Consider the following 26390-nt stretch of genomic DNA (forward strand, 5'->3'; position numbering starts at 1 on the left):
CCCCGGCGCCCCCGCTCGCCGCGGCGCGCGCGCCGGCCCCCCCCCCCCGCGCCCCGCCCCCCCGCCCCCCTTCCCCATGTGCGCTGCCTCGGGCCGTTCGCGCTGCTTCTCGGGCGGCCTTCCCGGGGCTCAGTCCTCAGTGGCCGAACCAGCCCCCGTCGTTGCCCCGGCCGCCACCGCCACCGTTGCCGTTCCCGTTGCCGTTGCCGTCCCCGCCGTTGTTTCCGGGGAACAGGTCGCCGAGGCCGCCGTCGGGGTGGTCGTCCCCGCCGCCCTGCGGCTGGTCCGGCTGGTCGGGCTTGGCGTCGTTCTTCGGCTTCTTCGGGTCCTTCTTCTTCGGGTCCGGGATGTCGACCAGGTTGAAGTTGGGTGCCTCCTTCCCGGCCAGCGCCCCGTTCACCGCGTCGCGCCAGATCGGGCCCGGGACCGCGCCACCGAAGACCAGCTCGTTGTACTGGCCGCCGATCGTGATGTCGCGCATCTTGACCTGCTGCGTCGCGCTGCCGACCCACACCGCGCCCGACATGTTCGGGGTGTAGCCCACGAACCAGGCGTTGCGGCGCTCGTCCGTCGTACCCGTCTTACCGGCGCTCGGGCGGTTGTCGAGCCCGGCCTCCTTACCGGTACCGGAGTCGATCACGCCGTTCAGCAGGGTGTTTATCGTGTCGGCGGTCTTCTCGGACATCGCCCTCGTGCAGTTCGACTTCGGGACCGCGATCGGCTTCTTGTCCATGCCGGTCACCGACTCGATCGCGACCGGGGTGCAGTACGTGCCGCGCGTCGCGAAGGCCGCGTAGGCCGAGGCCATCGTGAGCGGGGACAGGCCCTTCGCGCCGAGCGCGATCGAGGGGACCTGCGGCAGCTTCTCGCCGCTGCCCTGCACTATCCCGAGCTTGTCGGTCAGCTGGGTCACGGGGCAGGTGCCGACCTCGGAGATCAGCGAGATGAAGTAGGTGTTGATGGACTTCGCCATCGCCTCCTTCATCCGGTACGGGCCCTTCTCGGTCTCGTTCTCGTTCTCGACCTTCGCGTGTTCCTCGTTGGTCCACGGCTTCTCGCAGCCCTGGACCGGGCTCGGGTACTCCATCGAGTACGGCGAGGGGTACTCCTTCGTCGCCGGCATCCCCTTCTCGATCGCCGCCGCCGCCACGAAGGGCTTGAAGGTCGAACCGGTCGGGAAGCCGAAGTTCGAGCCGCTCATGTCCTTGTTGACGCTGAGGTTGTAGGCCGACTCGTTCTTGCCGTTGCCGTACGGCTTGGACTGGCCCATCGCGAGGATCTTGCCGGTGCCCGGCTGGACCAGCGTGCTCGCCGCGTCCACCGGGTCCGTCTTGTAGACGTGCTCGGCCAGCGACTTCTGCACAGCGTCCTGCGCCTGCGGGTCCAGCGTCGTGCGGATCGTGAGCCCGCCGCGGTTCCACAGCTTGGCGCGGTCCGCCTTCGTCTTGCCGAAGGCCGGGTCGGTCATGAACACGTTCTCGACGTACTGGCAGAAGAAGCCGGCCCCGCGCGTGGCGGTGATGCAGCCGCTGTGCGGACGCTGCACCTTCAGCCCCAGCGGCTTCGCCTGCGCGGCCTGCATCTCACCGCGCGTGATGTCGTGGACCTCGAACATCCGGCGCAGCACCGTGTCCCGTCGCTTCTTCGCCTCGTCCGGGGCGTTGACGGGGTCGTAGCGGGTCGGCGACTGCACGATGCCGGCCAGCATCGCGGCCTGCTCCAGCTTCAGGTCCTTGGCGTGGATGGAGAAGTACCGCTGCGAGGCGGCCTCGACTCCGTACGCGCTCTGCCCGAAGAAGGTGATGTTGAGGTAGTTCTCCAGGATGCCCTTCTTGCCGAGTTCCTTCTCGATCTGAATGGCGTACTTGAGTTCCTTGATCTTGCGGCCGATCGTCTGCTGCGTGGCCTGCGCGACCTTGTCGGGGTCGTCCCCCGCCTCCTCGATGAAGACGTTCTTCACGTACTGCTGCGTCAGGGTCGAGGCGCCCTGGGCCACTCCGCCGCTCTGGGCGTTCTGGTTGACCGCGCGCAGGACACCCTTGAGGTCGACCGCGCCGTGCTCGTAGAAGCGCGCGTCCTCGATGGCGACGAGCGCCTTCTGGACGTACGGCGACATGTCCTTCAGCGGTACGACGGTGCGGTCGCGGGAGTAGACGGTCGCGATCTGGCCGCCCTGCGAGTCCAGGATGGTCGAGCGCTGGCTCAGCGGCGGGCGCTTCAGATCGGCCGGGATCTCGTCGAACTCCTGGACGGTCCCCTTGGTCGCCAGTCCCAGGGCACCGACGGCGGGCAGGGCGATCCCCGCGAGCACCGCTCCCGAGAGCACACTGACACCGAGGAACTTGGCGGCTTGCTGGACAGGGGAGAGTCCACCGCCCGAGCGCTTCTTTCCCATGCAGGGCAGCCTACGTTCTCAATCGCCGGACATCCGTATATGCCTTGGCCTAAGCTGCACCCAACTGTCACAGCAGCGGTCACGGGAGCGCAATCCCGTCCCCGAGCTGTTGCCCGACTGTTGCCCAGCCGCTCGTCCTCCCCGGTCAGCGCCCGTGTGTCCCCCCACCCAACCGCTGTCCGGTTCCCTTCCTTACGTCCCCCCTCGTCCCTCGCGTGGCAATCGAACTGTCCCGAACAGTACGTATTGACGCGATTGTCGTGCGCTCACTCCGTTGGGTGATGTGCCGCATGCGCATAGTCCGTTCGGGCCATTCAAGATTGGGCCCGAAGGGGGTGTTGCGCTGTGCCCACGTTCCGTAACGTCCTGGACTGGCGGCGGTGAATATGCCGCTGCCGCCGTGGGGGAGCCTCGATTCGGGAGAGGACGGCGCCGGCATGGGCTGGGTTACCGACTGGAGTGCGCAGGCTGCCTGCCGCACTACCGATCCGGATGAACTGTTCGTACAAGGGGCAGCGCAGAACAGGGCCAAGGCGGTGTGCACGGGTTGCCCCGTGCGGACCGAGTGCCTGGCCGACGCGCTGGACAATCGTGTCGAGTTCGGTGTCTGGGGAGGGATGACTGAACGGGAACGCCGCGCGCTGTTGCGCAGGCGCCCCACCGTCACCTCCTGGCGCCGGCTGTTGGAGACCGCGCGCAGCGAGTACGAGCGCGGGACGGGCCTGTTGCCCGCAAACGCCGACGTGGGCCTCGACCTGGGCCTGGACGTCGGTGTGGACAGCGGCGCCGGGCTGACCGGGGTCGAGCTGCCGGAGAGCGGCGGTGGTGACAGGGAGAGCAAGGGCGCACGGGAACGGGAGCGGCACGAGGCCGCCGCCCAGGTGCTGCGGTTCGGGCGGTACGCGGCCGTGGGGTGAGGGTGTCCGGCTGTTTCGCGTGCTGACTGCCGACCTCTGACCTCTGACCTCTGACCTCTGACCGCTGACCGCTGACTGCCGACCGCTGGCTGCTGACCACTGCCTGCTGTTCCGTCGGCTGTCGCGGCGCTGACAGCCGGCCCGCTCAGTGGCCTGGTGCGGTACGGGTGTTGGCCGCCCGGTGGCGTGTCCTGCCATGCCGTGGCCAGTCGCGCCGTGGCGAGTCGCGCCGCGCCGTGGTGCGGCATGCCGTGCGCGGGTGCTGGTGAGTGGTTGACGGCCGCCGAGTGAGCGATCGCCGGTTGGGGGCTCACCGGTGCGGCGGTACGGCGGCGCGGTGGGCCGTTCGGCGCGTCGGCCTGTCCTGTTCCGTCGGCCCGCGCCCTCTCCTTGCCCGCTTCCTCGTCCTCGCTCTCGCCTCGCTCTGGGCTCAACTCTTCTTGCTGTCCTCGTCCTTCTTCATGTCCGCTTGTTCCGCTGACGGGCGGGGCTCCTCGGCCGCCGCCGCGAGGCGGTCGCCGATCACGCGCAGGCCGGTCAGGTCGTGCACGTCGCCGGGGAGCGCGGCCACCTCGGCCACCGGCACCTCGGGGTGCAGGGCCGTGAAGCGGTCCCGGGTGCGCTGTTCGCGGTCGAGCAGGCGCATCCGTTCGGCGTGCAGGCGCAGCAGACCCGCTGCCACGCGGGCCGCGGCAGCCGAGTCCTCCTCGTCGGGCAGCGCCGCGGAACCCGGTGCGTCCTCGGGGGAGTCGAGGGCCGCGGAGTTCGTTTCGCGGGCGTTACCGACACCAGCTTTCCCGGCCCGCTGATCGACAATGCCGCTCTCGTCAAGATTTTCGGCGGCGGCCAGCGCGCGTTCCGCCGAGAGCCCGGCGGCGCCGCTGCGGTGCGTGCGGTTGAGGACGAGACCGGCCAGCGGCATCCCGTCGGCGGCCAGTCGCTGCACGAAGTACGCGGCCTCCCGCAGCGCGTCCCGCTCGGGTGCCGCGACCACGAGGAACGCCGTCCCGGGGGCCTGGAGGAGGCGGTACGTCGCGTCCGCACGGGTGCGGAAACCGCCGAACATCGTGTCCATCGCCGCGACGAAGGTCTGTACGTCGCCGAGGAACTGGCCGCCCAGCAGCTTGCCGAGGGTGCCCGTCATCATGGACATCCCGACGTTGAGGAACTTCATCCCGGCCCGGCCGCCGGCCTTCGCGGGCGCCATCAGTACGCGGATGAACTTCCCGTCGAGGAAGGAGCCGAGGTTCTTGGGCGCGTCCAGGAAGTCCAGCGCCGAACGCGAGGGCGGGGTGTCGACCACGATGAGGTCCCACTCGTCCCTGGCCCGCAGCTGGCCCAGCTTCTCCATCGCCATGTACTCCTGCGTACCGGCGAAACCGGCGGACAGGGACTGGTAGAAGGGGTTCTCCAGGATGGCCCTGGAGCGCTGCGGATCGGCGTGCGCCTCGACGATCTCGTCGAAGGTCCGCTTCATGTCGAGCATCATCGCGTGCAGTTCGCCCCCGCCCTTGACGTCGGCGACGCGGCGCGGGGTGTTGTCGAGGGCGTCGATCCCCATGGCCTGCGCGAGGCGGCGGGCCGGGTCGATGGTGAGGACGACGACCTTGCGTCCGCGTTCGGCGGCGCGCAGTCCCAGGGCGGCGGCCGTCGTCGTCTTGCCGACGCCGCCGGAGCCGCAGCACACCACGATGCGGGTCCCCGGGTCGTCCAGCAGCGGATCGATCTCCAGGGCGGGCGCCGGGTCCAGGCTCATATGTCCTTGTCCCTCTCGGTGGCGTGGGGCGGTACGGCGGTGGGCGGCGGGGCGCCGGGGCGGGGCGGAGCCTGGGGAGACGGCGGCGGGGACGTCCGTGGTGGCGCGGGAGCCTGCGGGGACGGTGCCGTGGGAGTCCGCCGGGACGGCGGCGGTGGCGCGGTCACAGGCCCTGGCTCCGCAGCTCCTTCGACAGGCGGTAGACCCCGGCCAGGTCCATTCCCCCCGCGTAGAGCGGCAGTTCGTGCAGCGGCTGGCCGAGCCCGGCGAGGGCCTCGCGCTGGGCGGCCTCCAGGGCGTGCCGTTCCGCGTACTCGGCGGCCTGCTCCAGCAACGGGGCCACGAGCCGCTGTGCGGGGCCCCCGCGCCGCGCGGAGCCGAGGCCCGCCGCCGACAGGGTCCCGGCGAGCGCCGCGTGCCGGGCGCCGCCGTCGCCCTCGTCCAGGGCCCGGCCGAGATCGGCGTCCCCGATGAGCGCGGGGCGCACCATGTTGACGAGGACGCGGCCCACCGGGAGCCGTGCGGCGCGCAGTTCGGCGATGCCGTCGGCGGTCTCCTGGACCGGCATCTCCTCCAGCAGCGTCACGAGGTGCACCGCCGTCTCCGGGGACTTCAGCACCCGCATGACGGCCTGCGCCTGGTTGTGTATGGGGCCGATCCTGGCGAGCCCGGCGACCTCGTCGTTGACGTTGAGGAAGCGGGTGACCCGGCCGGTCGGCGGGGCGTCCATGACCACGTAGTCGTACGCGAACCGGCCCTGCTTGTCCTTGCGGCGCACCGCCTCGCACGCCTTGCCGGTGAGGAGGACGTCGCGGACCCCGGGCGCCATGGTCGTCGCGAAGTCGATCGCGCCCATCTTCTTCAGCGCGCGGCCCGCGCTGCCGAGCCGGTAGAACATCTGGAGGTAGTCGAGCAGCGCGAGCTCCACGTCGATGGCGAGCGCGAACACCTCGCCGCCGCCGGGGGCCACCGCGATCTTGTGCTCGCCGTAGGGCAGCGGCTCCGTCTCGAAGACCTGCGCGATGCCCTGCCTGCCCTCGACCTCCACGAGGAGGGTGCGCTTGCCCTCGGTCGCGAGGGCGAGCGCCAGAGCGGCGGCGACCGTGGTCTTTCCGGTCCCGCCCTTGCCGCTGACGACCTGGAGCCTGCTCACATCCACCTCATGCCCGCGAGCCTAAATCCTCACCGGCTCCAGTGGAGGGGGTGGGGAGGTTCGTCCCCTTTGTGTAGTTGCCTGCGTGCTGTTGTGTGCGTGCCCGGGGAGACGTTGGGCCCCGTCCCGGCCAGCCGTTACAGTCGCCGCATGACCAAATGGGAATACTCGACTGTGCCGCTGCTCGTCCACGCGACCAAGCAGATCCTCGACAACTGGGGCGAGGACGGCTGGGAACTCGTGCAGGTCGTTCCGGGCCCGAACCCGGAGCAGCTGGTGGCCTACCTGAAGCGCGAGAAGCAGGCGTGAGCGCCGTCGAGCAGCGCCTCGCCGACCTGGGACTGAACCTGCCCGGCGTGGTGCCGCCGCTGGCCGCCTACCAGCCGGCCGTACGCAGCGGCGTGTACGTGTACACGGCCGGGCAGCTCCCCATGGTCGACGGGGCGCTGCCGACGATCGGCAAGGTCGGCGCCGAGGTCACCGCCGAGGAGGCCAAGGAGCTGGCCCGGGTGTGCGCGCTCAACGCGCTGGCCGCGGTCAAGTCGGTGGCCGGGGACCTGGACCTGGTCGCCCGCATCGTCAAGGTCACCGGCTACGTGGCCTCCGCGAGCGACTTCACGGGACAGCCCGCGGTGCTGAACGGGGCGAGTGAACTGCTGGCCGAGGTGTTCGGCGACAAGGGTGTGCACGCGCGCAGCGCGGTCGGCGTCGCGGTCCTGCCGATGGACGCGCCGGTCGAGGTCGAACTGATCGTCGAACTGCTGGCCTGAGACTGTCCGGCGGCCGGTAGCCGGAGAGCGGCCGTTGGCCGGTGACCGGAGAAGGGCCGTCGGCCGGTGGCCGGAGAACGGCCGTCGGCCGGAGACGGGGCCCGGAGACGGGGCCGGGGCCGGGGGGCCCGGAAGCGAGGCCCGCCCCGGCTCTTTGGCGCGCGGCCCCGCCCCGCCCTCGTACGCGCCTCGCCGCCCCGTTCGCACTCCGTTCGTACTTCGAACTGTCGCTCGGGAAGAGTTAGCCTCCGGCCATGGGTAATGGTCGTCATGGACAGTGGTATCCCGCCGAGTGGCCCGAGCGGATCAGGGCGCTCGCCCGCGGGGAGCTCGAACCCGTGACGCCGCGCCGCGCGTCCACCGTGCTGTTGCTGCGTGACGTGCCGGACGGCGCCGGCGGTCTCGCCGTGCACATGCTGCGGCGGCGGGCCTCGATGGCCTTCGCGGCCGGGGCGTACGCGTATCCGGGCGGCGGCGTCGACCCGCGCGACGACGAACAGCAGGTGCGCTGGGCCGGGCCCCCGCCCGCCGACTGGGCCGTACGGCTGGGACTGGACGAGCCCGCCGCCGCGCAGGCCGTCGTGTGCGCCGCCGTGCGCGAGACCTTCGAGGAGTCCGGGGTCCTGCTCGCCGGGCCCACCGCCGACACCGTCGTCTCGGACGTCTCCGGCGCCGAGTGGGACGCCGAACGGGCCGCCCTCGTCGCGCACGAACTGTCCTTCGCCCAGTTCCTGAACCGCCACGAGCTCGTGCTGCGCAGCGACCTGCTGGGCGCGTGGGCGCGCTGGATCACCCCCGAGTTCGAGTCCCGCCGCTACGACACGTGGTTCTTCGTCGCCGCGCTCCCCGAGGGCCAGCGCACCCGTGACGTCTCCACCGAGGCCGACCGCACCGAGTGGGTCCGCCCCGTCGACGCGCTGGGCCGGTACGAGGACGGGGCGCTGCAGATGATGCCGCCGACCGTCGCGACCCTGCGCGCCCTCGTCCCGTACGGCTCGGTCGTCGGCGTCATGGACGACCTCGACGCCCCCGACCTCACCCCCGTCCTCGCCCAGGCGCGGCTGGAGGGCGAGGAGGTCGTCCTGACCTGGCCCGGGCACGAGGAGTTCACCAAGCGGGTCCCGGAGGCGCCGGAGGTCCTGGAGGCCCCCGCCGGGCCGCGTAGCGACGTACCGGCGGTGGACGTACCCGCCCCGGGGGCACGGGCCGAGGAAGGCCGGGGCGCGCTGTGAGCGCCGTGCCCGCGCCGCCCGGCAGCCCCCGCGACGCCGTCGTGAGCGGCCCCGCGAGCGAGCGGGCCGTCAACGTCCTGGCCCCGAACCCGTCCGTCATGACGCTCGACGGCACCAACACGTGGATCGTGGCCGAACCGGACTCGGACCTGGCCGTCGTCGTCGACCCCGGGCCGCTCGACGAGGCGCACCTGCGCGAGGTCGTCGCGACCGCCGAGCGGGCCGGCCGCCGCATAGCCCTGACCCTGCTCACCCACGGGCACCCCGACCACGCCGAGGGCGCGGGGCGCTTCGCCGAGCTGACCGGGACGGCCGTACGCGCCCTCGACCCGGCCCTGCGGCTGGGCGAGGAGGGGCTGGCCGCCGGGGACGTCGTCACGACCGGCGGACTCGAACTGCGGGTCGTGCCGACCCCCGGCCACACCGCCGACTCGCTCTCCTTCCACCTGCCGGCGGACGGCGCCGTCCTGACCGGCGACACGATCCTCGGGCGCGGCACGACGGTCGTCGCCCACCCGGACGGTCGGCTCGGCGACTACCTCGACTCGCTGCGCCGCCTGCGGTCCCTGACCACGGACGACGGCGTGCACACGATCCTGCCGGGCCACGGGCCGGTCCTGGAGGACGCGCAGGGCGCCGTCGAGTTCTACCTCGCCCACCGCGCCGCCCGCCTCGCCCAGGTCGAGGAAGCCGTCGCCGCCGGGCTCACCTCCGCGCCCGAGGTCGTCGCCCGCGTCTACGCCGACGTGGACCGCTCCCTGTGGCCGGCCGCCGAATGGTCCGTCGCCGCCCAGCTGGAATACCTGCGGGTACGAGGCTGAGCCCGCCTCTCGTGCCGGTGGCCCCGCGCGTACGACGCTGAGCCCGCCTCCCGTGCCGGTGGCCGCGCGGACGACGTCTCGTACCGGCACCCGGACCCGTGCGCGTACGACGGCGGCCGGCCCCGTGAAGAGGGGGCCGGCCGCCGTCGTCGTCCGCCCGCTCGCGCGGGCCGGGGGTCAGCGCGAGCGCTTCGCCAGCCGCTCCACGTCGAGGAGGATCACCGCGCGGGCCTCCAGACGCAGCCAGCCGCGGCCCGCGAAGTCGGCGAGCGCCTTGTTGACCGTCTCGCGGGAGGCGCCGACGAGCTGGGCCAGCTCCTCCTGGGTCAGGTCGTGCACGACGTGGATGCCCTCCTCCGACTGCACGCCGAAGCGGCGCGAGAGGTCGAGCAGGGCGCGGGCCACCCGGCCGGGGACGTCCGAGAAGACCAGGTCGGACATCTGGTCGTTGGTCTTGCGCAGCCGCCGGGCCACGGCACGCAGCAGGGCCGCGGCCACCTCGGGACGGCCGTTGAGCCAGGGCTGGAGGTCGCCGTGGCCGAGGCCGAGCAGCTTCACCTCGGTCAGCGCGGAGGCGGTCGCCGTGCGCGGGCCCGGGTCGAACAGCGACAGCTCGCCGATCAGCTCGCCGGGGCCGAGCACCGCGAGCATGTTCTCGCGGCCGTCGGGCGAGGTGCGGTGCAGCTTCACCTTGCCCTCGGTCACCACGTAGAGGCGGTCTCCCGGCTCGCCCTCGTGGAAGAGAGCCTCTCCACGGGCGAGGGTCACCTCACTCATGGAGGCGCGGAGTTCCGCAGCCTGTTCGTCATCGAGCGCCGCGAACAGCGGGGCGCGTCGCAGAACGTCATCCACGAGTTCTCTCCTTGTCGACCTGCTCAGGGGACCGGTCGGACCCCATTTTGCCGGACGTGCCAAACAGTGTGATCAGTCACAAGTCTGCCGCACGCTTGTCGTGTCCCGAGCGGTAGGGGGCCGATTGGAGTGCTCTACCCCGTCCTCGACGTCGAATGTCCGAGCCGCCCTCTACGCTGACCGAGTGTCCAACACACCCGTGAGAGCACAGGCCAGAGGGGTGGGCGGCGTCGGACCCGACCCGCGATTCCGCTCTGGGCGAACATGCACCTGATGGGCCCGTAAGAGCGCATGAGAGCGGCAGGCGACACACCGGCGAAGGGCCTCGACGGAGGGTTCGGAGGGCACGACGTGACAGCGAAGAAGACCGAGAAGAAGACGGCGGCGACGGGAACGGCGGCTGCGGAACCGGCTGCGACGGAACCGGCTGCGGCGGGAACGGCCAGGACCGCCACGACCGGGGCGGCCGCGAAGAAGGCCGTCACGAAGAAGGCCGTCACGAAGAAGGCGGCTGCGACGAAGGCGGCCGGGAAGGCTTCCGCGAAGGCGCCCGCGAAGAAGGCGCCCGCGAAGAAGGCCCCTGCCAGGAAGGCCGCGGCGAAGAAGACCTCCGCCCCCGCCAATCCCCCCGGTTTCGCGAAACGGGAGTCGCGGGCCGCGATGACCCACCGGGCGCACCTCATCAACGAGGAGCTGGCCGAGGTCTACCCGTACGCCCACCCCGAACTGGACTTCGAGAACCCCTTCCAGCTCCTCGTCGCCACGGTGCTGTCCGCGCAGACCACCGACCTGCGGGTGAACCAGACGACCCCGGCGCTGTTCGCGAAGTACCCGACCCCGGAGGACATGGCGGCGGCGGTCCCGGAGGAACTGGAGGAGGTCATTCGGCCGACCGGGTTCTTCCGCGCCAAGGCCCGCTCGCTGCTCGGCCTCTCGGCGGCCCTGCGCGACGAGTTCGGCGGCGAGGTCCCGGGCGAGCTGAAGGACCTCGTGACCCTGCCCGGAGTGGGCAGGAAGACCGCCTTCGTCGTCCTCGGCAACGCCTTCGGGGTCCCGGGGATCACCGTCGACACGCACTTCGGGCGGCTCGCCCGGCGCTGGAAGTGGACGGCGGAGGAGGACCCGGTGAAGGTCGAGGCGGACGTCGCCGCGATCTTCCCGGAGAGCGAGTGGACGATGCTCTCGCACCGGGTGATCTTCCACGGCCGCCGGATCTGCCACGCCCGCAAGCCCGCGTGCGGCGCCTGCCCGATCGCCCCGCTCTGCCCCTCGTACGGCGTCGGCGAGACGGACCCCGAGAAGGCCACGAAGCTGCTCAAGTACGAGAAGGGCGGGATGCCCGGGCAGCGGCTCAAGCCCCCGCCCGGCTTCCCCGGCCCGCCCGCCCCGCCCCTGGGCGGCGCCTGACCCGCGCGCCCGACCTGGTCCCGACCTGGTCCTGACCTGCGAAGGAACGAACCGGGCGAGGACAGGCGTTGTGCGGGGAAACGCGGGGCATGGATGGCGGGGGAGCGGGAGAGCGGCGCGCCATGAAGGACACGGACCGACGACGATCCGGCCGGGAACGGCCGGAGGAAGCACCTGGCGGTGAAGCGACACTGAGCACGGACGGCACGACCGAGAACGCACGCGGCGCGACCCGGAGCACCGCGACACGGAGCACACGGAGCGCGGGCGGCGCGACCAGCGCCACGGCGGCGGTGGGCGCCCCCGCCCCGCCCCCCTCGCACCGGGCGGGCGCGCGCTCCGCGGAGAGCGACCAGAAGGACACCCGGTGGGAGGTGCCGGGCCCGGTCGGCCAGGCCCCCGCCCCCGCCGTCCGCACCGACGGCCTCCCCGGGTGGCTCGACCCGGTCGTGCGGGCCGCCGGGGCCGTACGCGGTGAGCAGCTCAGCCGGTTCCTGCCGCCGGAGGACGGCGCGGGCCGGCAGTCCGCCGTACTGATCCTGTTCGGGGAGGGCGCAGACGGCCCCGAGATACTGCTGACCGAGCGCGCCACCTCGCTGCGTTCGCACGCCGGGCAGCCCTCGTTCCCCGGCGGCTCCCTCGACCCCGTCGACGGCGATCCGCGGACCACCGGGCCGCTGCGCGCCGCGCTGCGCGAGGCCGAGGAGGAGACCGGACTCGACCCGGCCGGAGTGCAGGTCTTCGCGGTGCTGCCGCGGCTCTACATCCCGGTCAGCGAGTTCGTCGTGACCCCGGTGCTCGGCTGGTGGCGCAGTCCGAGCCCGGTGCGCGCCGTGGACCCGGGGGAGACGGCCCGGGTCTTCACCGTGCCCGTGAGCGAACTCACCGACCCCGCCAACCGCGCCACGGCCGTGCACCCCCGCGGCCACGAGGGCCCGGCCTTCCTCGTACGCTCCGCGCTGGTCTGGGGATTCACCGCCGGAGTGATCGACCGCGTCCTGCACCTCGCGGGCTGGGAACGCCCGTGGGATCGCCGTAAGCGTGTCTCACTCGACTGGCGCTCGTGACAGGGTGGCTCAGTGAACGCGCTGGACATCTTTCTGCTGGCCGCCGCCGTGTGGTTCGCGATCGTCGGCTACCGCCAGGGTTTCGTCGTCGGCATCCTCTCGGTGATCGGTTTCCTCGGCGGCGGACTCGTCGCCGTGTACGTGCTGCCCGTGCTGTGGGACAGCCTCACCGACAACTCGGAGGTGAGCACGACCGCCGCCGTCGTCGCGGTGATCGTGGTCATCGTGTGCGCCTCGGTCGGCCAGGCCCTCACCACCCACCTGGGCAACAAGCTCCGCACCCACATCACCTGGTCCCCGGCCCGGGCGCTCGACGCGACCGGCGGCGCCCTCGTCAACGTGCTCGCGATGCTGCTCGTGGCCTGGCTCATCGGTTCGGCGCTCGCCGGGACGACGCTGCCGACGCTCGGCAAGCAGGTCCGTAACTCCAAGGTCCTGCTCGGGGTGTCCCGGGCCCTGCCGCAGCAGGCCGACACCTGGTTCGCCGACTTCAGCTCGGTGCTCGCGCAGAACGGCTTCCCGCAGGTCTTCAGCCCCTTCTCGAACGAGCCCATCAAGCAGGTCGACCCGCCCGACCCGGCCCTCGCGAACAGCTCCGTGGCCAGGACCGCGCGTCAGTCCGTCGTCAAGGTCGTCGGCACCGCCACCGGCTGCGGGAAGGTCCTCGAAGGCAGCGGCTTCGTGTTCGCGAAGAACCGCGTCATGACCAACGCGCACGTCGTCGGCGGCGTCAGGGAACCCACCGTGCAGATCGGCGGCGAGGGCCGGCGCTACGACGGGACGGTCGTGCTCTACGACTGGGCGCGCGACATCGCCGTACTCGACGTGCCCGGACTGCCCGCCCCCGCGCTCAAGTTCGCCGAGGGCGACGCCGCCGCGGACAGCGGCGCGATCGTCGCGGGCTTCCCGGAGAACGGCGCGTACGACGTGCGGCCCGCCCGGGTCCGCAGCCGTATCACCGCCAACGGCCCGGACATCTACCACCGCGGCACCGTCCGCCGTGACGTCTACTCGCTGTACGCGACCGTGCGTCAGGGCAACTCCGGCGGACCGCTGCTGACGCCCGGGGGGCAGGTCTACGGAGTCGTCTTCGCGAAGTCCCTCGACGACCCGGACACCGGGTACGCCCTCACCGGCGACGAGGTCCGCGAGGACGCCCAGAAGGGCCGTACCGCCGACCAGCAGGTGGACAGCGAGGGCTGCGCGCTCTGAGCCGCCCGCACCTGACGGAGCACGGAGCACGGAGCACGGAAAACGGGGGCCGGGCAGGCCCGGTCCCCGTATGTCTCGGGTGAGGTGCGAGGGTGGAGGTGATGACGGCCCTCGGTGCGGTGGCCGGTGTGGTGGTGCGCGTGCGGTCAGTCGCGCGTGTGCTTCAGGCGCGCCGAGACCCAGCGGGCCCGGCGGCGAAGGATGCGGGGAATTCCGATCCCCTCCTGGGAGGGATGGTCGTGGCCCGGTACGAACGGGCCGACCCCCTCATGGCTGTTCAGCGCGGTGGCTGAGCGGCGGTCGCGTACGGCGTCACTGTAATCGTGCGTCCAGCCCATACCCCCACGTCTGCCCGGCCCCCAAGGTCGGTAATCGCGGCGCCGGTCCCCAATTGGCCTATGCGGCTGGCAACAAGTGTTCGATGGGCGGTCAGGTGCGTCCGCTGAGCGACGAGCCGGGAGAGGCGCGTGGCGAGAGGGGCGGGAAGCGGAGCGTGCCTGCGGCGCTCAGCGGTCGGGTTCGGGGTCCTTGAGCCAGTTCACCAGCTCCGTGGAGAAGGCCAAGTGGTCCTCCTCGTGCGGGAAGTGGCCGAGGCCGTCGAAGAGCCGCCAGCGGTAGGGGGCCTCCACGTACTCCCCGGAGCCCGCCGCGCTGCGCGTGCGCAGCACCGGGTCCAGCGAGCCGTGCAGATGCAGCGTCGGCACCCGCACGGGACGCTTCATGCGCCGGTAGAACTGCACGCCGTCCGGCCGGGCCAGCGAGCGCACGAGCCACCGGTACGGCTCGACCGAGCAGTGCGCCGTCGACGGGATGCACATGGCCCGCTGGTACGTCGTCACCGTCTTGTCGTCGGGCGGCCGCTGACCGGACCAGTCCCGGATCAGCCGGCCCACCAGCGCGCCGTCGTCCGCCACGAGCTGCCGCTCCGGCACCCACGGCCGCTGAAAACCCCAGATGTGCGAACCTGCCGCGCTCTGCTTGACGTCGGCGAGCATCGCCGAACGCCAGCGGCGCGGATGCGGCATCGAGGACACGGCGAGCCGGCGCACCAGCTTGGGCCGCATCACGGCCGCCGTCCACGCGAGGTAACCGCCCAGGTCGTGCCCGACGAGGGCGGCGTCCGGCTCGCCCAGGGAACGGATGACGCCCGTGATGTCGAGCGCCAGATTGGCCGGGTCGTAGCCGCGTGGTGTGCGGTCGCTGCCGCCGACCCCGCGCAGGTCCATGGCCACGGCGCGGTAACCGGCCTCGGCGAGCGCGGTCAGCTGGTGCCGCCACGCCCACCAGAACTGGGGAAAGCCGTGCACGAGCATGACGAGCGGCCCCTCACCGGCCTCCACGATGTGGAAGCGTGCGCCGTTGGCCGCGACGTCCCGGTGGGTCCATGGACCCTCGATCCGGACGACGGAGGCGGGTTGCGCCGAATAGGGGGCAGTGGCGGTCATGAGGACGAGCGTGCCACAGCCGCGGTGCTGCCTGCCTCCCCCTTGGTGAGGACCGGCTGCTCCTTGGTGAGGGCGGGCTGCTCCAGCGGCGGGAACTTCTCCAGCTCCGGCACCTCCGCACGCGGGTGCGGCTTGGCGTTGGAGAGCACCCCGGCATCGGTCTTGGCGGCGGCGATCGCCTTCTGCGGGCCCCTGCCGTTCTTGGCCTTCTTGCCGAAGACGGCGGCCACCAGCAGGAACAGCAGGGCCACCAGGACGTTCGCGGCGAAGGACAGCAGGAAGCACACCGAGATGTGCCAGTCGCTCCACGCCTGGATGCCGTAGGCCAGGGCGAAACTCAGCATCGGCAGCGAGAAGATCAGGATCGCGCCGGCGACGGCACCCGTGCCGCCACTGACCGCGCCCCGCTTCACGTCCTGCTTGAGCTGCGACTTGGCCAGAGCGATCTCGTCGTGCATCAGGGCGGACATCTCGGCGGTCGCCGAGGCGACCAGTTCGCCGAGGCTGCGGTCCGCGCTGCCGAGTCCGGCGCTCGCGTTGCCGAGTCCGGCGCTCGCGTTGCCGAGGCTGCGGTCCGCGCTGTCAGGTGCGCTCATCGCGTACTCCCTCATCTCTTCCCCGGGCCACCCGGCCAGGGGTGGCCCTGCTGTCGTCCGCCCCGGTGTGTCCCGGCGGCCGGCCCCGGAGGCCCCGGCGCCGCGGCCCGAAACAGGGTCAGGCCTCAGATCATGCCGGACCCTTGTCCTTGCCGCTTCCCCCACCCGGGCCCGCCGACTCCTCAACCCCGTGCCTCGCTTCCCGCGGCTTGCCTCCCACTTGCCGCCTTCCCGCCATGGCCGTCCTCCGGTGTCCCGCTCGCTCTGTCCTTCTGACGTTGCGCCGTACGGGCGTGGCGGAGACGTGCGAACGGGGGAGACGGGACCAGCCGGGGAGACCGAACCAGCCGGGGAGACCGATCTGACGGGGAGGAGTCTTCGTTCCACGGGGGCCTCCCATCTAGCGAGGGGAGGGGTCTCCGTCCTCCTTTCGGGGATCGCCGGCCCCGTGGGGCGTGTCGGTGGGGGAGGCGGGGGTGGCGGGGGTGGCGGGGGCGTCCGTCGAAGCGTTCCCGTTCCCGTCCCCGTCCCTGTCCGCCTCCGCCGGTGTCTGCGCTTGCCCGTGACGGTGCCCGGGACGTTCCGGTGCGGGCGGGCCTTCGCCGAGCGCCGCCGCCCGTCTCCGCTCCGCGGCGGCCTTCCGCTCGTACAGGGCGGCCAGCCGCAGGTGGTGCTCGGGATCGTCCTCCTGGTAGACGTCGGGCACCGCGTCCCGGTCCTCGTCCCGTTCCTCCTCCTGAGCGATCCGCCGGTACACCCGGTTGCGCCGGCGCAGCAGGACCGCCGCGAGCAGTACGGCGATCAGCGAACCGACCAGGACGGCGGCCTTCACCTCGTCGGCCAGCCCGGGATCGTCGGGGAAGGCCAGCTCCCCGATGAGCAGGGACACCGTGAAGCCGATCCCCGCGAGCACGGAGACCGCGAACAGGTCGGCCCAGGCAAGTTCCTCACTGAGCGAGGCCCGCGTGAAGCGCACCGTCGTCCACGTACCGCCGAAGATCCCCAGGGCCTTGCCGACCACCAGGCCCAGCACCACGCCGAGCGTCTCCGGACGGCTGAAGATGTCGCCGAGAGCGCCGCCGGAGACGCTCACCCCGGCCGAGAAGAGCGCGAACAGCGGAACCGCGAGACCGGCGGACAGCGGCCTGACCTGATGATCGATCCGCTCCCCCGGCGAGACCGTCTCACCCTCCCGGCGCGTGCACCGCAGCATCAGCCCCATCGCGACCCCGGCGATCGTCGCGTGCACGCCGCTGTTGTACATGAGGCCCCAGATCACCAGGGCCAGCGGAACATAGAAGTACCAGCCGCGTACGTCCTTGCGGACCAGCACCCAGAAGACGAGAAGCCCGGCCAGTGCCCCGCCCAGCGCCACGAAGTTCAGGTCGCTCGTGAAGAAGACCGCGATGATGAGGATGGCGAACAGGTCGTCCACGACGGCGAGCGTCAGCAGAAAGGCCCGCAGCGGGGACGGCAGCGAGGTGCCCAGCACGGCGAGGACCGCGAGCGCGAAGGCGATGTCGGTCGCCGTGGGCACCGCCCAGCCGCCCAGGTTCCCGCCCCCGAACGCGTTGACCAGCGTGTACACGAGAGCCGGGGCGATCATCCCGCAGGCCGCCGCGACCACCGGAAGCGCCGCCGCCCGCGGATCGCGCAGATCACCCGCGACCAGCTCCCGCTTCAGCTCGGCGCCCGCGACGAAGAAGAAGACCGCGAGCAGCCCGTCGGCCGCCCAGTGCTCCACCGACAGGTGCAGCCCCAGGGAGCCGGGACCGAAGTGGAAGTCCCGCACGGAGGTGTAACTCTCGGACAGCGGGGTGTTCGCCCAGATCAGGGCCAGTACGGCGGCGGCGAGCAGCAGCACCCCACCCAGCGTCTCGGCGCGCAACGCGTCCGTGACGTAGCGGTACTCCGGCAGCGGCAGCCGCCCGAACACCTTGGGCCGGGCACGGGTCGAGGTGGCCCCCGGGAGGCGAGCGGGGTCCGAGGAGCCGGAGTCCGGGGAACCGGGGTGGTCCGAGAAGCCGGAGTTCGAGGGACCGGACGGAGGGGCGGTCGGATCCGACGAGGGGCCCGACGGATCGGACGGGTCGGACGGACCAGACGGTGCGGAGGGACCAGACGCGTCGGACGGGCCCGACAGTTGGGACGGGTCCGACGGGTCCGACGGACCGGACGAGGGTGAGGGTGTCACGGAAGGGTGCCTCCGGGATCTGGGCCGGCGCCCCACAGGCGCCGCGCGGCGGTTCGGTACAGCCGCCGACCAGACTTCCCGGCACCCCTCTTCTGTTGTGACTGCTGTTGTCGCCCACCGCGCGCGTGGGCGTGTGTCTCACCCTAACGGGTGGTCCTCGCCTCCTGCGGACCCCACGAGCCCATCCGGAGGCCGGCGGTGAGGAGCCTCGCTCGATGGGGGCGGCAGGAGCCGGGGAAGGGGCGAAGGAGCCGGGGAAGGGGGCGAAGGAGCCGGGGGAGGGAGCAGGAGCCGGGTTGGGGGAACGGAGCGGAGCCACGGCCGCGAGGGCCGCGAGCGAGCGAGGCCCGGCGCTTTCCCCCGCGCCCCTGCCCTGCCCTGCCCCTCCGTCCCGACCGCCCCAGCCCCGCTCCCGTCCCGTGTCCTCAGTCAGCCCGGTTCAGTCGTCGCTGCCGGCGCTCGGCAGCTGTGTCTGGATGAGGTCCATCACCGTGGAGTCGGTCAGTGTCGTGACATCGCCCAGCTCACGGTTCTCCGCGACGTCCCGCAGCAGTCGGCGCATGATCTTCCCGGAGCGCGTCTTCGGCAGTTCCTGCACCGGCAGGACCCGCTTCGGCTTGGCGATCGGGCCGAGGGTGGCGCCCACATGGTTGCGCAGGCCGGCCACCAGGTCCTCGGTCTCCGAGGCCGAACCGCGCAGGATCACGAAGGCGACGATCGACTGCCCCGTCGTCGCGTCGGCCGCGCCGACCACGGCGGCCTCGGCCACCGCGGGGTGCGAGACGAGCGCCGACTCGACTTCGGTGGTCGAGATGTTGTGCCCCGAGACGAGCATGACGTCGTCGACCCGGCCCAGCAGCCAGATGTCGCCGTCCTCGTCCTTCTTCGCGCCGTCACCCGCGAAGTACTTGCCCGGGAAACGCGACCAGTACGTGTCGATGAACCGCTGGTCGTCGCCCCAGATGGTGCGCAGCATGGAGGGCCACGGCTCGGTCAGCACGAGGTAACCGCCCCCGCCGTTCGCCACCTCGTTGCCCTCGTCGTCCACGACCGTCGCCGCGATTCCGGGCAGCGGCGTCTGTGCCGAACCCGGCTTCGTCGCCGTCACCCCCGGCAGCGGGGAGATCATCATGGAACCGGTCTCGGTCTGCCACCAGGTGTCCACGATCGGGGAGTTGTCGTGGCCGATGTTCTTGCGGTACCACATCCACGCCTCGGGGTTGATCGGCTCACCGACCGAACCGAGCACCCGCAGCGAGGACAGGTCGAACTTCGCGGGGATGTCGTCGCCCCACTTCATGAAGGTCCGGATCGCGGTCGGCGCCGCGTACAGGATCGTCACGCCGTACTTCTGCACGATCTCCCAGAACCGGCCCTGGTGCGGGGTGTCCGGGGTGCCCTCGTACATGACCTGCGTCGCGCCGTTCGACAGCGGCCCGTAGACGATGTACGAGTGCCCGGTGACCCAGCCGATGTCGGCGGTGCACCAGTAGACGTCGGTCTCCGGCTTGAGGTCGAACACCGCGTGGTGGGTGAACGAGGTCTGCGTCAGATAGCCGCCCGAGGTGTGCAGGATGCCCTTCGGCTTCCCCGTCGTCCCCGAGGTGTAGAGAATGAACAGCGGGTGCTCGGCGTCGAAGGCCTCAGGGGTGTGCTCGGCGGACTGGCGCCCGACGATCTCGTGCCACCACACGTCGCGGCCCTCGGTCCAGCCGACCTCCTGGCCGGTGCGCCGGACCACGAGCACGTGTTCGACCGTCTCGAACCGTGAAACCGCCTCGTCCACCGCGGGCTTGAGCAAGGTGGGCTTCGTCCGGCGGTATCCGCCGTCGGCCGTGATGACGACCTTGGCGTCCGCGTCGGCGATCCGGGCCGCGATGGCGTCCGCGGAGAAACCGCCGAAGACCACCGAGTGCATCGCCCCGATCCGCGCGCAGGCCAGCATCGCGATGACCGCCTCGGGGATCATCGGCAGGTAGACGGCCACCCGGTCACCGGTGCTGACACCAAGTTCGAGCAGGGCGTTGGCGGCGCGCGAGACCTCGTCCTTCAGCTCGGCGTAGGTGATGGACCGGCTGTCGCCCGGCTCGCCCTCGAAGTGGATGGCGACCCGGTCGCCGTTCCCCGCCTCGACATGCCGGTCCACGCAGTTGTAGGCGACGTTGAGCTTCCCGTCCGCGAACCACTTCGCGAACGGCGGGTTGGACCAGTCGAGGGTCTCGGTCGGCTCCGTGGCCCAGCTGAGCCTGCGGGCCTGCTCGGCCCAGAAGCCGAGACGGTCCTCCTCGGCCCGCGCGTAGGCGTCCGCCTTCACATTGGCGTGCGCCGCCAGATCCGCCGGTGGCGGGAACTTCCGCTCTTCCTTGAGCATGTTGGCGATAGACGAACGCTCGCTCACTGACCCACCCTCCCGTGGTGTAGACCAATTCTGTCCTGCCATGGGGATTCAACGCTTGCACGCAGACGAGGTCAACCCCCGTCCGCCCCGATCCTGGCAGGGGTGCGCGGATCAGGAGACCCGACACCGATGGCACGTACCTCGCAGGCGGGCGGTTCACCGCACCACACGAACAGCCATGCCCGTGCGAGCCCTCCCGCCTGCTCCTTTGCTTCTTCCACCCCTGACGGTTCGCAACCGCGACCGGCACCCTTTCGGGGTTTTCCCAGGGAAGCGGGACACAGAGTCCGGGGGGCCGTTCGGGGTGCTCTCGGGGTGTTCTCAGGGTTCCCCCATTTTCCGGCCGCCCCGGATCCCTTGCTGCCCCGGCTGGGCCGGATCCCCCGCTGCCCCCGCTGCTCCGGCTTCCCTGTCCCCCGGCCCTCTGTCTCCCCGGCTTCCCTGTTCCCCCATCCGGCGGTCATGACCGGGGGCCCGCTCCGGGCCATGGGCCCCCTCCGGGCTCCGAGGGTTCCGGACGGCGGCGGAGCGCAGGCCGGGGCCCGGCCGAGTGGCCGGGCCCCGGTCGGGTGTGCGGTCTCCCCGTCAGGTCGCGCGCACGCGCTCGAAGAGCCTCGGGCCCCTCGTCTCCGTGTCGCTCCCGTCCTCGGTCAGCAGATACGCCTGGGCCTCACCGACGTGGAAGTACATGCCGTGCAGTTCGAGCGAGCCCTCCGCGAGACGCCGGGCCACCGAGGGGTGCGCCCGCAGATGCCGCAGCTGCTGCACCACGTTGATCAGGCACAGTTGCTCCACCCGGTCGGCAGGGCTGCGGTCCACGAGCCCGGGCAGCTCCTGCCCGGGACCGGACAACAGCTCCAGGCTCGGCCCGCCGTGCCGCAGCCAGCGCCGCAGCGGCGTGACCGGCCCGGCCCCGGGCGCGACGGCGAGCTCGGCCCCGCCCGGCCCGGCCGCCCTCGCTCCAGTGGCCGGCACCGGCTGCGCCGCCTGGTCCGCGTCGCTCAGCAGGGCCTGCATGGCCCCGCAGCCGGAGTGCCCGCACACCGTGATGGAGGCGACGCGCAGGACGTCCACGGCGTACTCGATCGCGGCGGCCACCGAGTCGTCGCCGCTCTCCTCGCCCGGCAGCGGTACGAGATTGCCCACGTTGCGCACCGTGAACAGGTCGCCCGGACCGCTTGCCGTGATCATGCTCGTGACCAGGCGGGAGTCCGCGCAGGTGAGGAAGAGCTGCGAGGGGTTCTGGCCCTCGCGGGCCAGCCGCGCGAGTTCACCGCGTACATGCGGAGCCGTGTCGCGCTGGAAGACGCCGATTCCGGAGGCCAGTTGGTGCTCCCCCGGCCGCGCGACGGCGGGCCGCCCGGGCGCCACGGCCGGATAGCTGTGGTTGCGCCACGGGATCCAGGGCCGACAGTGGCTGTGCGGGTCCGCCTCGGGTTCGGCGATGCGGGTGCCGGCCGGTCCGGTCATCTCGACGGTTCCTCCCTGCGCGAGATGTGCGGTCTCCCAGTCCTGAAGGGTTTCGTAGGCGGCGTGGTCCATGAACGACCCGTCCAGTTCGACGAACACGGGCGCGCCGGATGGTACGAGGTGCAGCGCGCGGCTGAGCCGGGGCACCGCGAGGAAGGTCAACTGGCCGCGTACCCGAACCAGATGGGTGCCGTCCTGCTCGTGGTGGCTGATCCGGGTGTGGGCGAGCCGGTGCAGCGCCGTGGCGACGGCGGCGGCGACCCCGAGTGCGACGCCCTCCAGTACGCCGAACAGGACGACGCCGAGCGTCGTGACCCCGTACACGAGGATCTCGCGGTGCCGGGTGACGGTCCTGATGTGGTTCAGGCTGACCATCTGGATGCCGACCGCCATCACCAGCGCCGCCAGGACGGCGAGCGGGATGAACTCCAGTACGGGCACGAGCAGCAGGGCCGCGACGACGACCCACACCCCGTGCAGCATCGAGGAGTCGCGGCTGACCGCCCCCGCGTTGATGTTGGCCGTGCTGCGGACGGCGACCCCGGCCACCGGCAGCCCGCCCAGGGCGCCCGAGGTGATGTTCGCCGCGCCCTGGCCGAGCAGTTCGCGGTCGAGGTTCGAGCGGGGCACCCGGGCGGCCTGCTCCGGGCGGCCCGCGACCAGCTTGTCGACGGCCACCGCGCCGAGCAGTGACTGGACGCTGGTGACCAGCGTCGTGGTGAGAACACCGGCGAGGATGCCGAGGACCGGCCCCTCGGGCAGGCCGGGCAGCGCGTGGTTGCTCCACGAGGGCAGATCGACCCTGGGCAGCCGCAAGCCGCTGAGGGAGGCCACGACGGTCGCGAGGGTCACCGCGACGAGCGCCGCGGGCACCTTGCGGGCGATCCGGCCGAGCCGGCGCGGGAGCCGGGGCCAGAGGTAGAGCACCGCGAGTGCGAGGCCGCTCATCGTGACGGCCTCCCACTGCGCGGCGGCGAGCTGCGCGGGCAGGCCGCGCACGTTGTCGAGCACGACGCTCTGCGGGGTGCCGCCCAGGACGACGTGCAGCTGGGCGACGGCGATGGTGATGCCGATACCCGCGAGCATGCCGTGCACGATCGCGGGGCTCACGGCGAGCGCGGTGCGCGCCACCCGGAGCAGTCCGAGGCCGAGTTGGCACAGGCCGGCGCCCACGGTGATGGCGCACGTGGCGCGCCAGCCGTACTGGTGGATGAGGTCGGCGGTGACCACGGTCAGACCGGCGGCCGGCCCGCTGACCTGGAGCGGGGAGCCGCCCAGCCGGGCGGCGACGAGTCCGCCGATCGCGGCGGCCACCAGCCCGGACTGGAGCGGGGCGCCGGTGGCCAGGGCGATCCCGAGTGACAGTGGCAGCGCGATCAGGAAGACCGCGAGGGAGGCCGAGAAGTCGGCTCCCGCGATACGGAAGGGCTTGCGGCGCGGCGGCGGGGCGTGCGACTCGGGGGAGCCGGAGTCCCGTGCGGGGCCGTGGGGGGTGGGAGTGGATACGCAGGCGGTCATGGTGTTCCCGTCTCCTCCGGGGCTGCGCGGTCGCGGTCTTGGGACGCGGCCGTGGGTCACGGCGTACAGCGGCGGGATGCGCAAAGCGGGTGCGCTGCGCGTAGGACGCGCGGGGGTGGTGTCGGCGGTCCTTGAGCGGTGCTGTGTGTTTCCTACATGTTTCTGGGTTGGTTCAACGTTCGGTAAATGAACCGTAATTCAGAGTAAAGAAGTGTTGTGGATTATCGGGGCAAACGGATCATTAATTCACTCCAAGGAGTTATTTGTAATTTTGTACGGCTTGTCAGGACATGACAGGTCGGCGGGGCGTGTGAGGTTGGCGCCGACCTCGGCCGGACCGGCACCCGCACAGCGCCGGGCCCTCGTCGGTGCGGCCTCAGAGCACGACCCGAGAAAGAAGGTGGGCCGTCATGGCAGCCACCAAGAGGATCGCCGCGGCGGCCGCGCTGGCCGCCGCCTGCGCCACGGCGCTGGCCGGGTGCGGAATCGGCGACAGTCCCCAGGAGACGGAGAAGCACGCGCGCGAGGGCGCGTCGGGCGCCAAGGAGAACGCGGAGCCCGCGCCCGCGCCCAAGAACGCCGTACGCCTCATCGGCGACGGCTCCACCGCCTTCACCGGCCTCCAGCCGCACCAGCCGGCCCAGCCGCAGAAGCTCAGACCGGGCCGGCGCCCGCCACAGTTCGTCGTGTTCTCGTGGGACGGAGCGGGCGAGGACAGTCAGAAGCTGTTCTCGCACTTCCGCAAGGTCGCCAAGGAGAACAACGCGTCCATGACGTTCTTCCTGAGCGGCGTCTACCTGCTGCCCTCCGAGAAGCGCGACATGTACCACCCGCCGATGCACGACCCGGGCCGCTCCGACATCGGCTTCAACGACGAGAAGGGCATCCGCGACACCGTGACCCAGCTGCGCGCGGCGTGGCTGGAGGGCAACGAGATCGGCACCCACTTCAACGGCCACTTCTGCGGGAAGGGCGGGGGCGTCGGGGAGTGGTCGGTCGCCGAGTGGCGCAGCGAGATCAACCAGGCCAAGAGCTTCGTCAAGACCTGGAAGAGCAACACCGGCCAGCGCAAGGCCGATCCGCTGCCCTTCGACTACGACAAGGAGCTGGTCGGCGCCCGGACCCCCTGCCTCGAAGGGCAGGAGAACTTCATGACGGCCGCCCGGGAGATGGGCTTCCGCTACGACACCAGCGGGGTGCGCAACCAGGTCTGGCCCGACAAGAAGCAGGGCATGTGGGACCTCTCGATGCACCTCGTGCCCGTGCCGGGCCGTGCCTTCGAGACCATCTCCATGGACTACAACTTCCTCGTCAACCAGTCGGGGACGACCAAGGGGGACCCCGCGCAGCACGAGTTCTGGGGCAACCAGATGCGGGACGGGCTGCTCAAGGGCTTCGAGCGCTCCTACCAGGGCAACCGCGCCCCGGTGATCATCGGCAACCACTTCGAGTCCTGGAACGGCGGCACCTACATGCGGGCCGTCGAGGAGACGGTGAAGAGCGTGTGCCACAAGAAGGAGGTCCGCTGCGTCTCCTTCCGACAGCTCGCCGACTGGCTCGACGCACAGGACCCCGCGACCCTGGCCAAACTCCGTGGCCTCGAAGTCGGCCAGGCACCTCAGGGCGGCTGGCAGCGTTTCCTCGCAGCTCCACCCGCGGCCGATCCCGGCAGGACCGGAGACGCCGGACTGACGGGCGACGCCGCAAGGACGGGCAAGGCCGGATCGAAGCCTGAGTAGGCCGAAGCCTGAGTCGATCGAAGTCTGAGCGGTCGGGGAAGGCCGGGCAGTCGGGCGGGCCCGGCCGGCCGGAGCGGGCCGAGCAGTCGGGAACGGCCGGTCAGCCGCAGGCGGCGGACGAGGCGGTGAACTCGGGCGGGGCGGGGGACAGGGCGACGCCCGGGGGAGCCGCTGGGAGTCGTCAGCCGGTGAGTGAGCCGCCTTCCGCTGCCATCGAGCTGCTCTCCCGCTGCCGGGTCTTCCGGGCGGCTCGGGTGTTCCCTCGGCTCGCCTTCCCGACGGGTCGTGCCCCGGCGGCGTCTGACGAGCGGGGTGCGGGAGCCGGCGCGGCCGGGGCGGTTGCCCGGACCGCCGCCGCCCTCCCGCCCCGCTCAGGCCGGCTGCGCGGCCCGCCGCTCGTGCAGGACGAAGGCGGGGTCGACCTGTGCGGCCAGATCGGCGCCGGTCTTCTCGTTTCCCCAACTGCGCGCGTTCTTCAGGTGGAAGTGGACCATCTGACCCGTGTAGCGCTCCCAGTCCCGCTGCCCGTACGCGGCGTCCGCGCACCTTTGAAGCGTGCGCAGCGCCGTCCTGTTGGGCTCCTCCAGCTGCGCGAGGGGAGCGGGCCGGCCCTTCTCCATCGCCCGCACCCAGTCCGAGTGCCCGACGGTGACCAGCAGGTCCTCGCCGACCTCCTCGCGCAGGAACTCCACGTCGTCCGGACCCTGCACCTTGTTGCCCACGACGCGCAGCGCGACCCCGAAGTCCCGCGCGTACTCCTTGTACTGGCGGTAGACGGAGACGCCCTTGCGGGTCGGTTCGGCGACCAGGAAGGTCATGTCGAAACGGGTGAACATGCCCGAGGCGAAGGAGTCCGAACCGGCCGTCATGTCCACCACAACGTACTCGTCCCGGCCGTCTACCAGGTGGTTCAGGTAAAGCTCCACCGCCCCGACCTTCGAGTGGTAGCACGCCACGCCGAGGTCGGACTCGGTGAACGGCCCGGTCGCCATGAGCCGGATCTCCCCGCCCTCCAGTGCCAGGCCGCGGGCGCACGCGTCGTACACCGGGTTCGACTCACGTACGCGTACGAGACGGGAGCCCGAGCCGGGTGGCGTCGTCTTGATCATCGTCTCGACGGAGGCGATCCGTGGATTGCTGCCCCGCAGGTACTCCTTGATGAGGGGCAGTCGCGCGCCCATCGCGGGCAGCCGGGCCGCCTCCTGCTCGTCGAGCCCGAGGGCTACGCCCAGGTGCTGGTTGATGTCGGCGTCCACGGCGACGACGGGTGCGGCGGACGCGGCGAGATGGCGGATGAAGAGCGAGGACAGCGTCGTCTTGCCGCTGCCGCCCTTCCCCACGAAAGCGATCTTCATGTTCACCAAGGGTAGTGGGATGATCGCCCACCGTGCCGCATCGAAGTGAAGAACACCACTCCTTCGAGGGGTCCGGTGCCGGACTGCGTACTG

General features: G+C 71.7%; 20 protein-coding genes. 9 read left to right on the forward strand and 11 right to left on the reverse strand.

Features of this window, described 5'->3' with window-relative positions:
• Positions 1 to 136: 136 nt before the first annotated feature.
• Positions 137 to 2395 carry a transglycosylase domain-containing protein gene (locus AB0J21_RS11125; protein ID WP_363145574.1) on the reverse strand — a complete coding sequence of 753 codons (2259 nt, stop codon included), beginning with the start codon at positions 2393 to 2395 and terminating at the stop codon, positions 137 to 139.
• 386 nt (positions 2396 to 2781) lie between these two features.
• Between AB0J21_RS11125 and AB0J21_RS11130 the strand changes: the two genes are divergently transcribed.
• Positions 2782 to 3312, forward strand: coding sequence for a WhiB family transcriptional regulator (locus AB0J21_RS11130; protein ID WP_363145747.1), 531 nt, complete (start codon positions 2782 to 2784; stop codon positions 3310 to 3312).
• A 430-nt stretch (positions 3313 to 3742) separates the two neighbouring features.
• Here AB0J21_RS11130 and AB0J21_RS11135 read toward each other — a convergent pair whose 3' ends face one another.
• Both AB0J21_RS11135 and AB0J21_RS11140 read right to left on the reverse strand, forming a co-directional pair.
• Positions 3743 to 5068 (reverse strand): ArsA family ATPase, encoded by a 1326-nt coding sequence (locus AB0J21_RS11135; RefSeq protein ID WP_363145575.1) that lies wholly within the window; start codon positions 5066 to 5068, stop codon positions 3743 to 3745.
• Positions 5069 to 5231: 163 nt separating this feature from the next.
• Positions 5232 to 6221, reverse strand: a complete 990-nt coding sequence (locus AB0J21_RS11140; protein ID WP_363145576.1) for an ArsA-related P-loop ATPase — start codon at positions 6219 to 6221, stop codon at positions 5232 to 5234.
• 150 nt (positions 6222 to 6371) lie between these two features.
• On the opposite strand from AB0J21_RS11140, the gene AB0J21_RS11145 reads away from it, so the two are divergent.
• From AB0J21_RS11145 to AB0J21_RS11160, 4 genes are all read left to right on the forward strand, one after another.
• On the forward strand, positions 6372 to 6530 hold the full coding sequence (locus AB0J21_RS11145; protein WP_018547934.1) for a DUF4177 domain-containing protein: 159 nt from the start codon (positions 6372 to 6374) through the stop codon (positions 6528 to 6530).
• Positions 6527 to 6991: a RidA family protein gene (locus tag AB0J21_RS11150; RefSeq protein WP_363145577.1), complete on the forward strand. Its 465-nt coding sequence runs from the start codon at positions 6527 to 6529 to the stop codon at positions 6989 to 6991. Before AB0J21_RS11145 ends, AB0J21_RS11150 begins: the two co-directional genes overlap by 4 nt.
• A gap of 254 nt (positions 6992 to 7245) precedes the next feature.
• Complete coding sequence (locus tag AB0J21_RS11155) at positions 7246 to 8223, forward strand: NUDIX hydrolase (protein ID WP_363145578.1); 978 nt, start codon at positions 7246 to 7248, stop codon at positions 8221 to 8223.
• Positions 8220 to 9044, forward strand: a complete 825-nt coding sequence (locus AB0J21_RS11160; protein WP_363145579.1) for an MBL fold metallo-hydrolase — start codon at positions 8220 to 8222, stop codon at positions 9042 to 9044. The genes AB0J21_RS11155 and AB0J21_RS11160 overlap by 4 nt, the downstream gene beginning before the upstream one ends.
• Positions 9045 to 9221: 177 nt before the next feature.
• Here the strand turns inward: AB0J21_RS11160 and AB0J21_RS11165 are convergent, their stop codons facing one another.
• Positions 9222 to 9896, reverse strand: coding sequence for a Crp/Fnr family transcriptional regulator (locus tag AB0J21_RS11165; RefSeq protein WP_363145580.1), 675 nt, complete (start codon positions 9894 to 9896; stop codon positions 9222 to 9224).
• 351 nt (positions 9897 to 10247) lie between these two features.
• Here AB0J21_RS11165 and nth point away from each other — a divergent pair, with 351 nt between their 5' ends.
• From nth to AB0J21_RS11180, 3 genes are all read left to right on the forward strand, one after another.
• Positions 10248 to 11303: an endonuclease III gene (gene nth / locus AB0J21_RS11170; protein ID WP_363145581.1), complete on the forward strand. Its 1056-nt coding sequence runs from the start codon at positions 10248 to 10250 to the stop codon at positions 11301 to 11303.
• 374 nt (positions 11304 to 11677) lie between these two features.
• On the forward strand, positions 11678 to 12370 hold the full coding sequence (locus AB0J21_RS11175) for a CoA pyrophosphatase (RefSeq protein ID WP_363145748.1): 693 nt from the start codon (positions 11678 to 11680) through the stop codon (positions 12368 to 12370).
• Between the two features lie 12 nt (positions 12371 to 12382).
• A complete protein-coding gene (locus tag AB0J21_RS11180; protein ID WP_363145582.1) occupies positions 12383 to 13582 on the forward strand; it encodes a MarP family serine protease in 1200 nt (399 codons plus the stop codon).
• Positions 13583 to 13728: 146 nt separating this feature from the next.
• Here AB0J21_RS11180 and AB0J21_RS11185 read toward each other — a convergent pair whose 3' ends face one another.
• From AB0J21_RS11185 to AB0J21_RS11210, 6 genes are all read right to left on the reverse strand, one after another.
• Positions 13729 to 13920, reverse strand: coding sequence for a hypothetical protein (locus AB0J21_RS11185; RefSeq protein WP_363145583.1), 192 nt, complete (start codon positions 13918 to 13920; stop codon positions 13729 to 13731).
• Between the two features lie 168 nt (positions 13921 to 14088).
• Positions 14089 to 15027: an alpha/beta hydrolase gene (locus tag AB0J21_RS11190; RefSeq protein ID WP_363145584.1), complete on the reverse strand. Its 939-nt coding sequence runs from the start codon at positions 15025 to 15027 to the stop codon at positions 14089 to 14091.
• Positions 15024 to 15623, reverse strand: a complete 600-nt coding sequence (locus tag AB0J21_RS11195) for a phage holin family protein (RefSeq protein ID WP_363145585.1) — start codon at positions 15621 to 15623, stop codon at positions 15024 to 15026. The genes AB0J21_RS11190 and AB0J21_RS11195 overlap by 4 nt, the downstream gene beginning before the upstream one ends.
• Positions 15624 to 16023: 400 nt before the next feature.
• The gene (gene nhaA, locus AB0J21_RS11200) at positions 16024 to 17559 is read right to left on the reverse strand and encodes a Na+/H+ antiporter NhaA (RefSeq protein WP_363145586.1); all 1536 of its coding nucleotides are present in this window, start codon (positions 17557 to 17559) and stop codon (positions 16024 to 16026) included.
• 697 nt (positions 17560 to 18256) lie between these two features.
• Entirely contained in the window at positions 18257 to 20188 is a 1932-nt protein-coding gene (gene acs / locus AB0J21_RS11205) for an acetate--CoA ligase (RefSeq protein WP_363145749.1), read from the reverse strand.
• 612 nt (positions 20189 to 20800) lie between these two features.
• Positions 20801 to 23203 carry a SulP family inorganic anion transporter gene (locus AB0J21_RS11210; RefSeq protein ID WP_363145587.1) on the reverse strand — a complete coding sequence of 801 codons (2403 nt, stop codon included), beginning with the start codon at positions 23201 to 23203 and terminating at the stop codon, positions 20801 to 20803.
• Positions 23204 to 23613: 410 nt separating this feature from the next.
• Between AB0J21_RS11210 and AB0J21_RS11215 the strand changes: the two genes are divergently transcribed.
• On the forward strand, positions 23614 to 24942 hold the full coding sequence (locus AB0J21_RS11215; RefSeq protein ID WP_363145588.1) for a hypothetical protein: 1329 nt from the start codon (positions 23614 to 23616) through the stop codon (positions 24940 to 24942).
• 371 nt (positions 24943 to 25313) lie between these two features.
• Here the strand turns inward: AB0J21_RS11215 and AB0J21_RS11220 are convergent, their stop codons facing one another.
• Positions 25314 to 26297, reverse strand: coding sequence for an ATP-binding protein (locus AB0J21_RS11220; RefSeq protein WP_363145589.1), 984 nt, complete (start codon positions 26295 to 26297; stop codon positions 25314 to 25316).
• Positions 26298 to 26390 lie beyond the last annotated feature (93 nt).

The organism is Streptomyces sp. NPDC049954, assembly GCF_040656295.1.
In the GTDB taxonomy this organism is placed as follows: Bacteria; Actinomycetota; Actinomycetes; order Streptomycetales; family Streptomycetaceae; genus Streptomyces.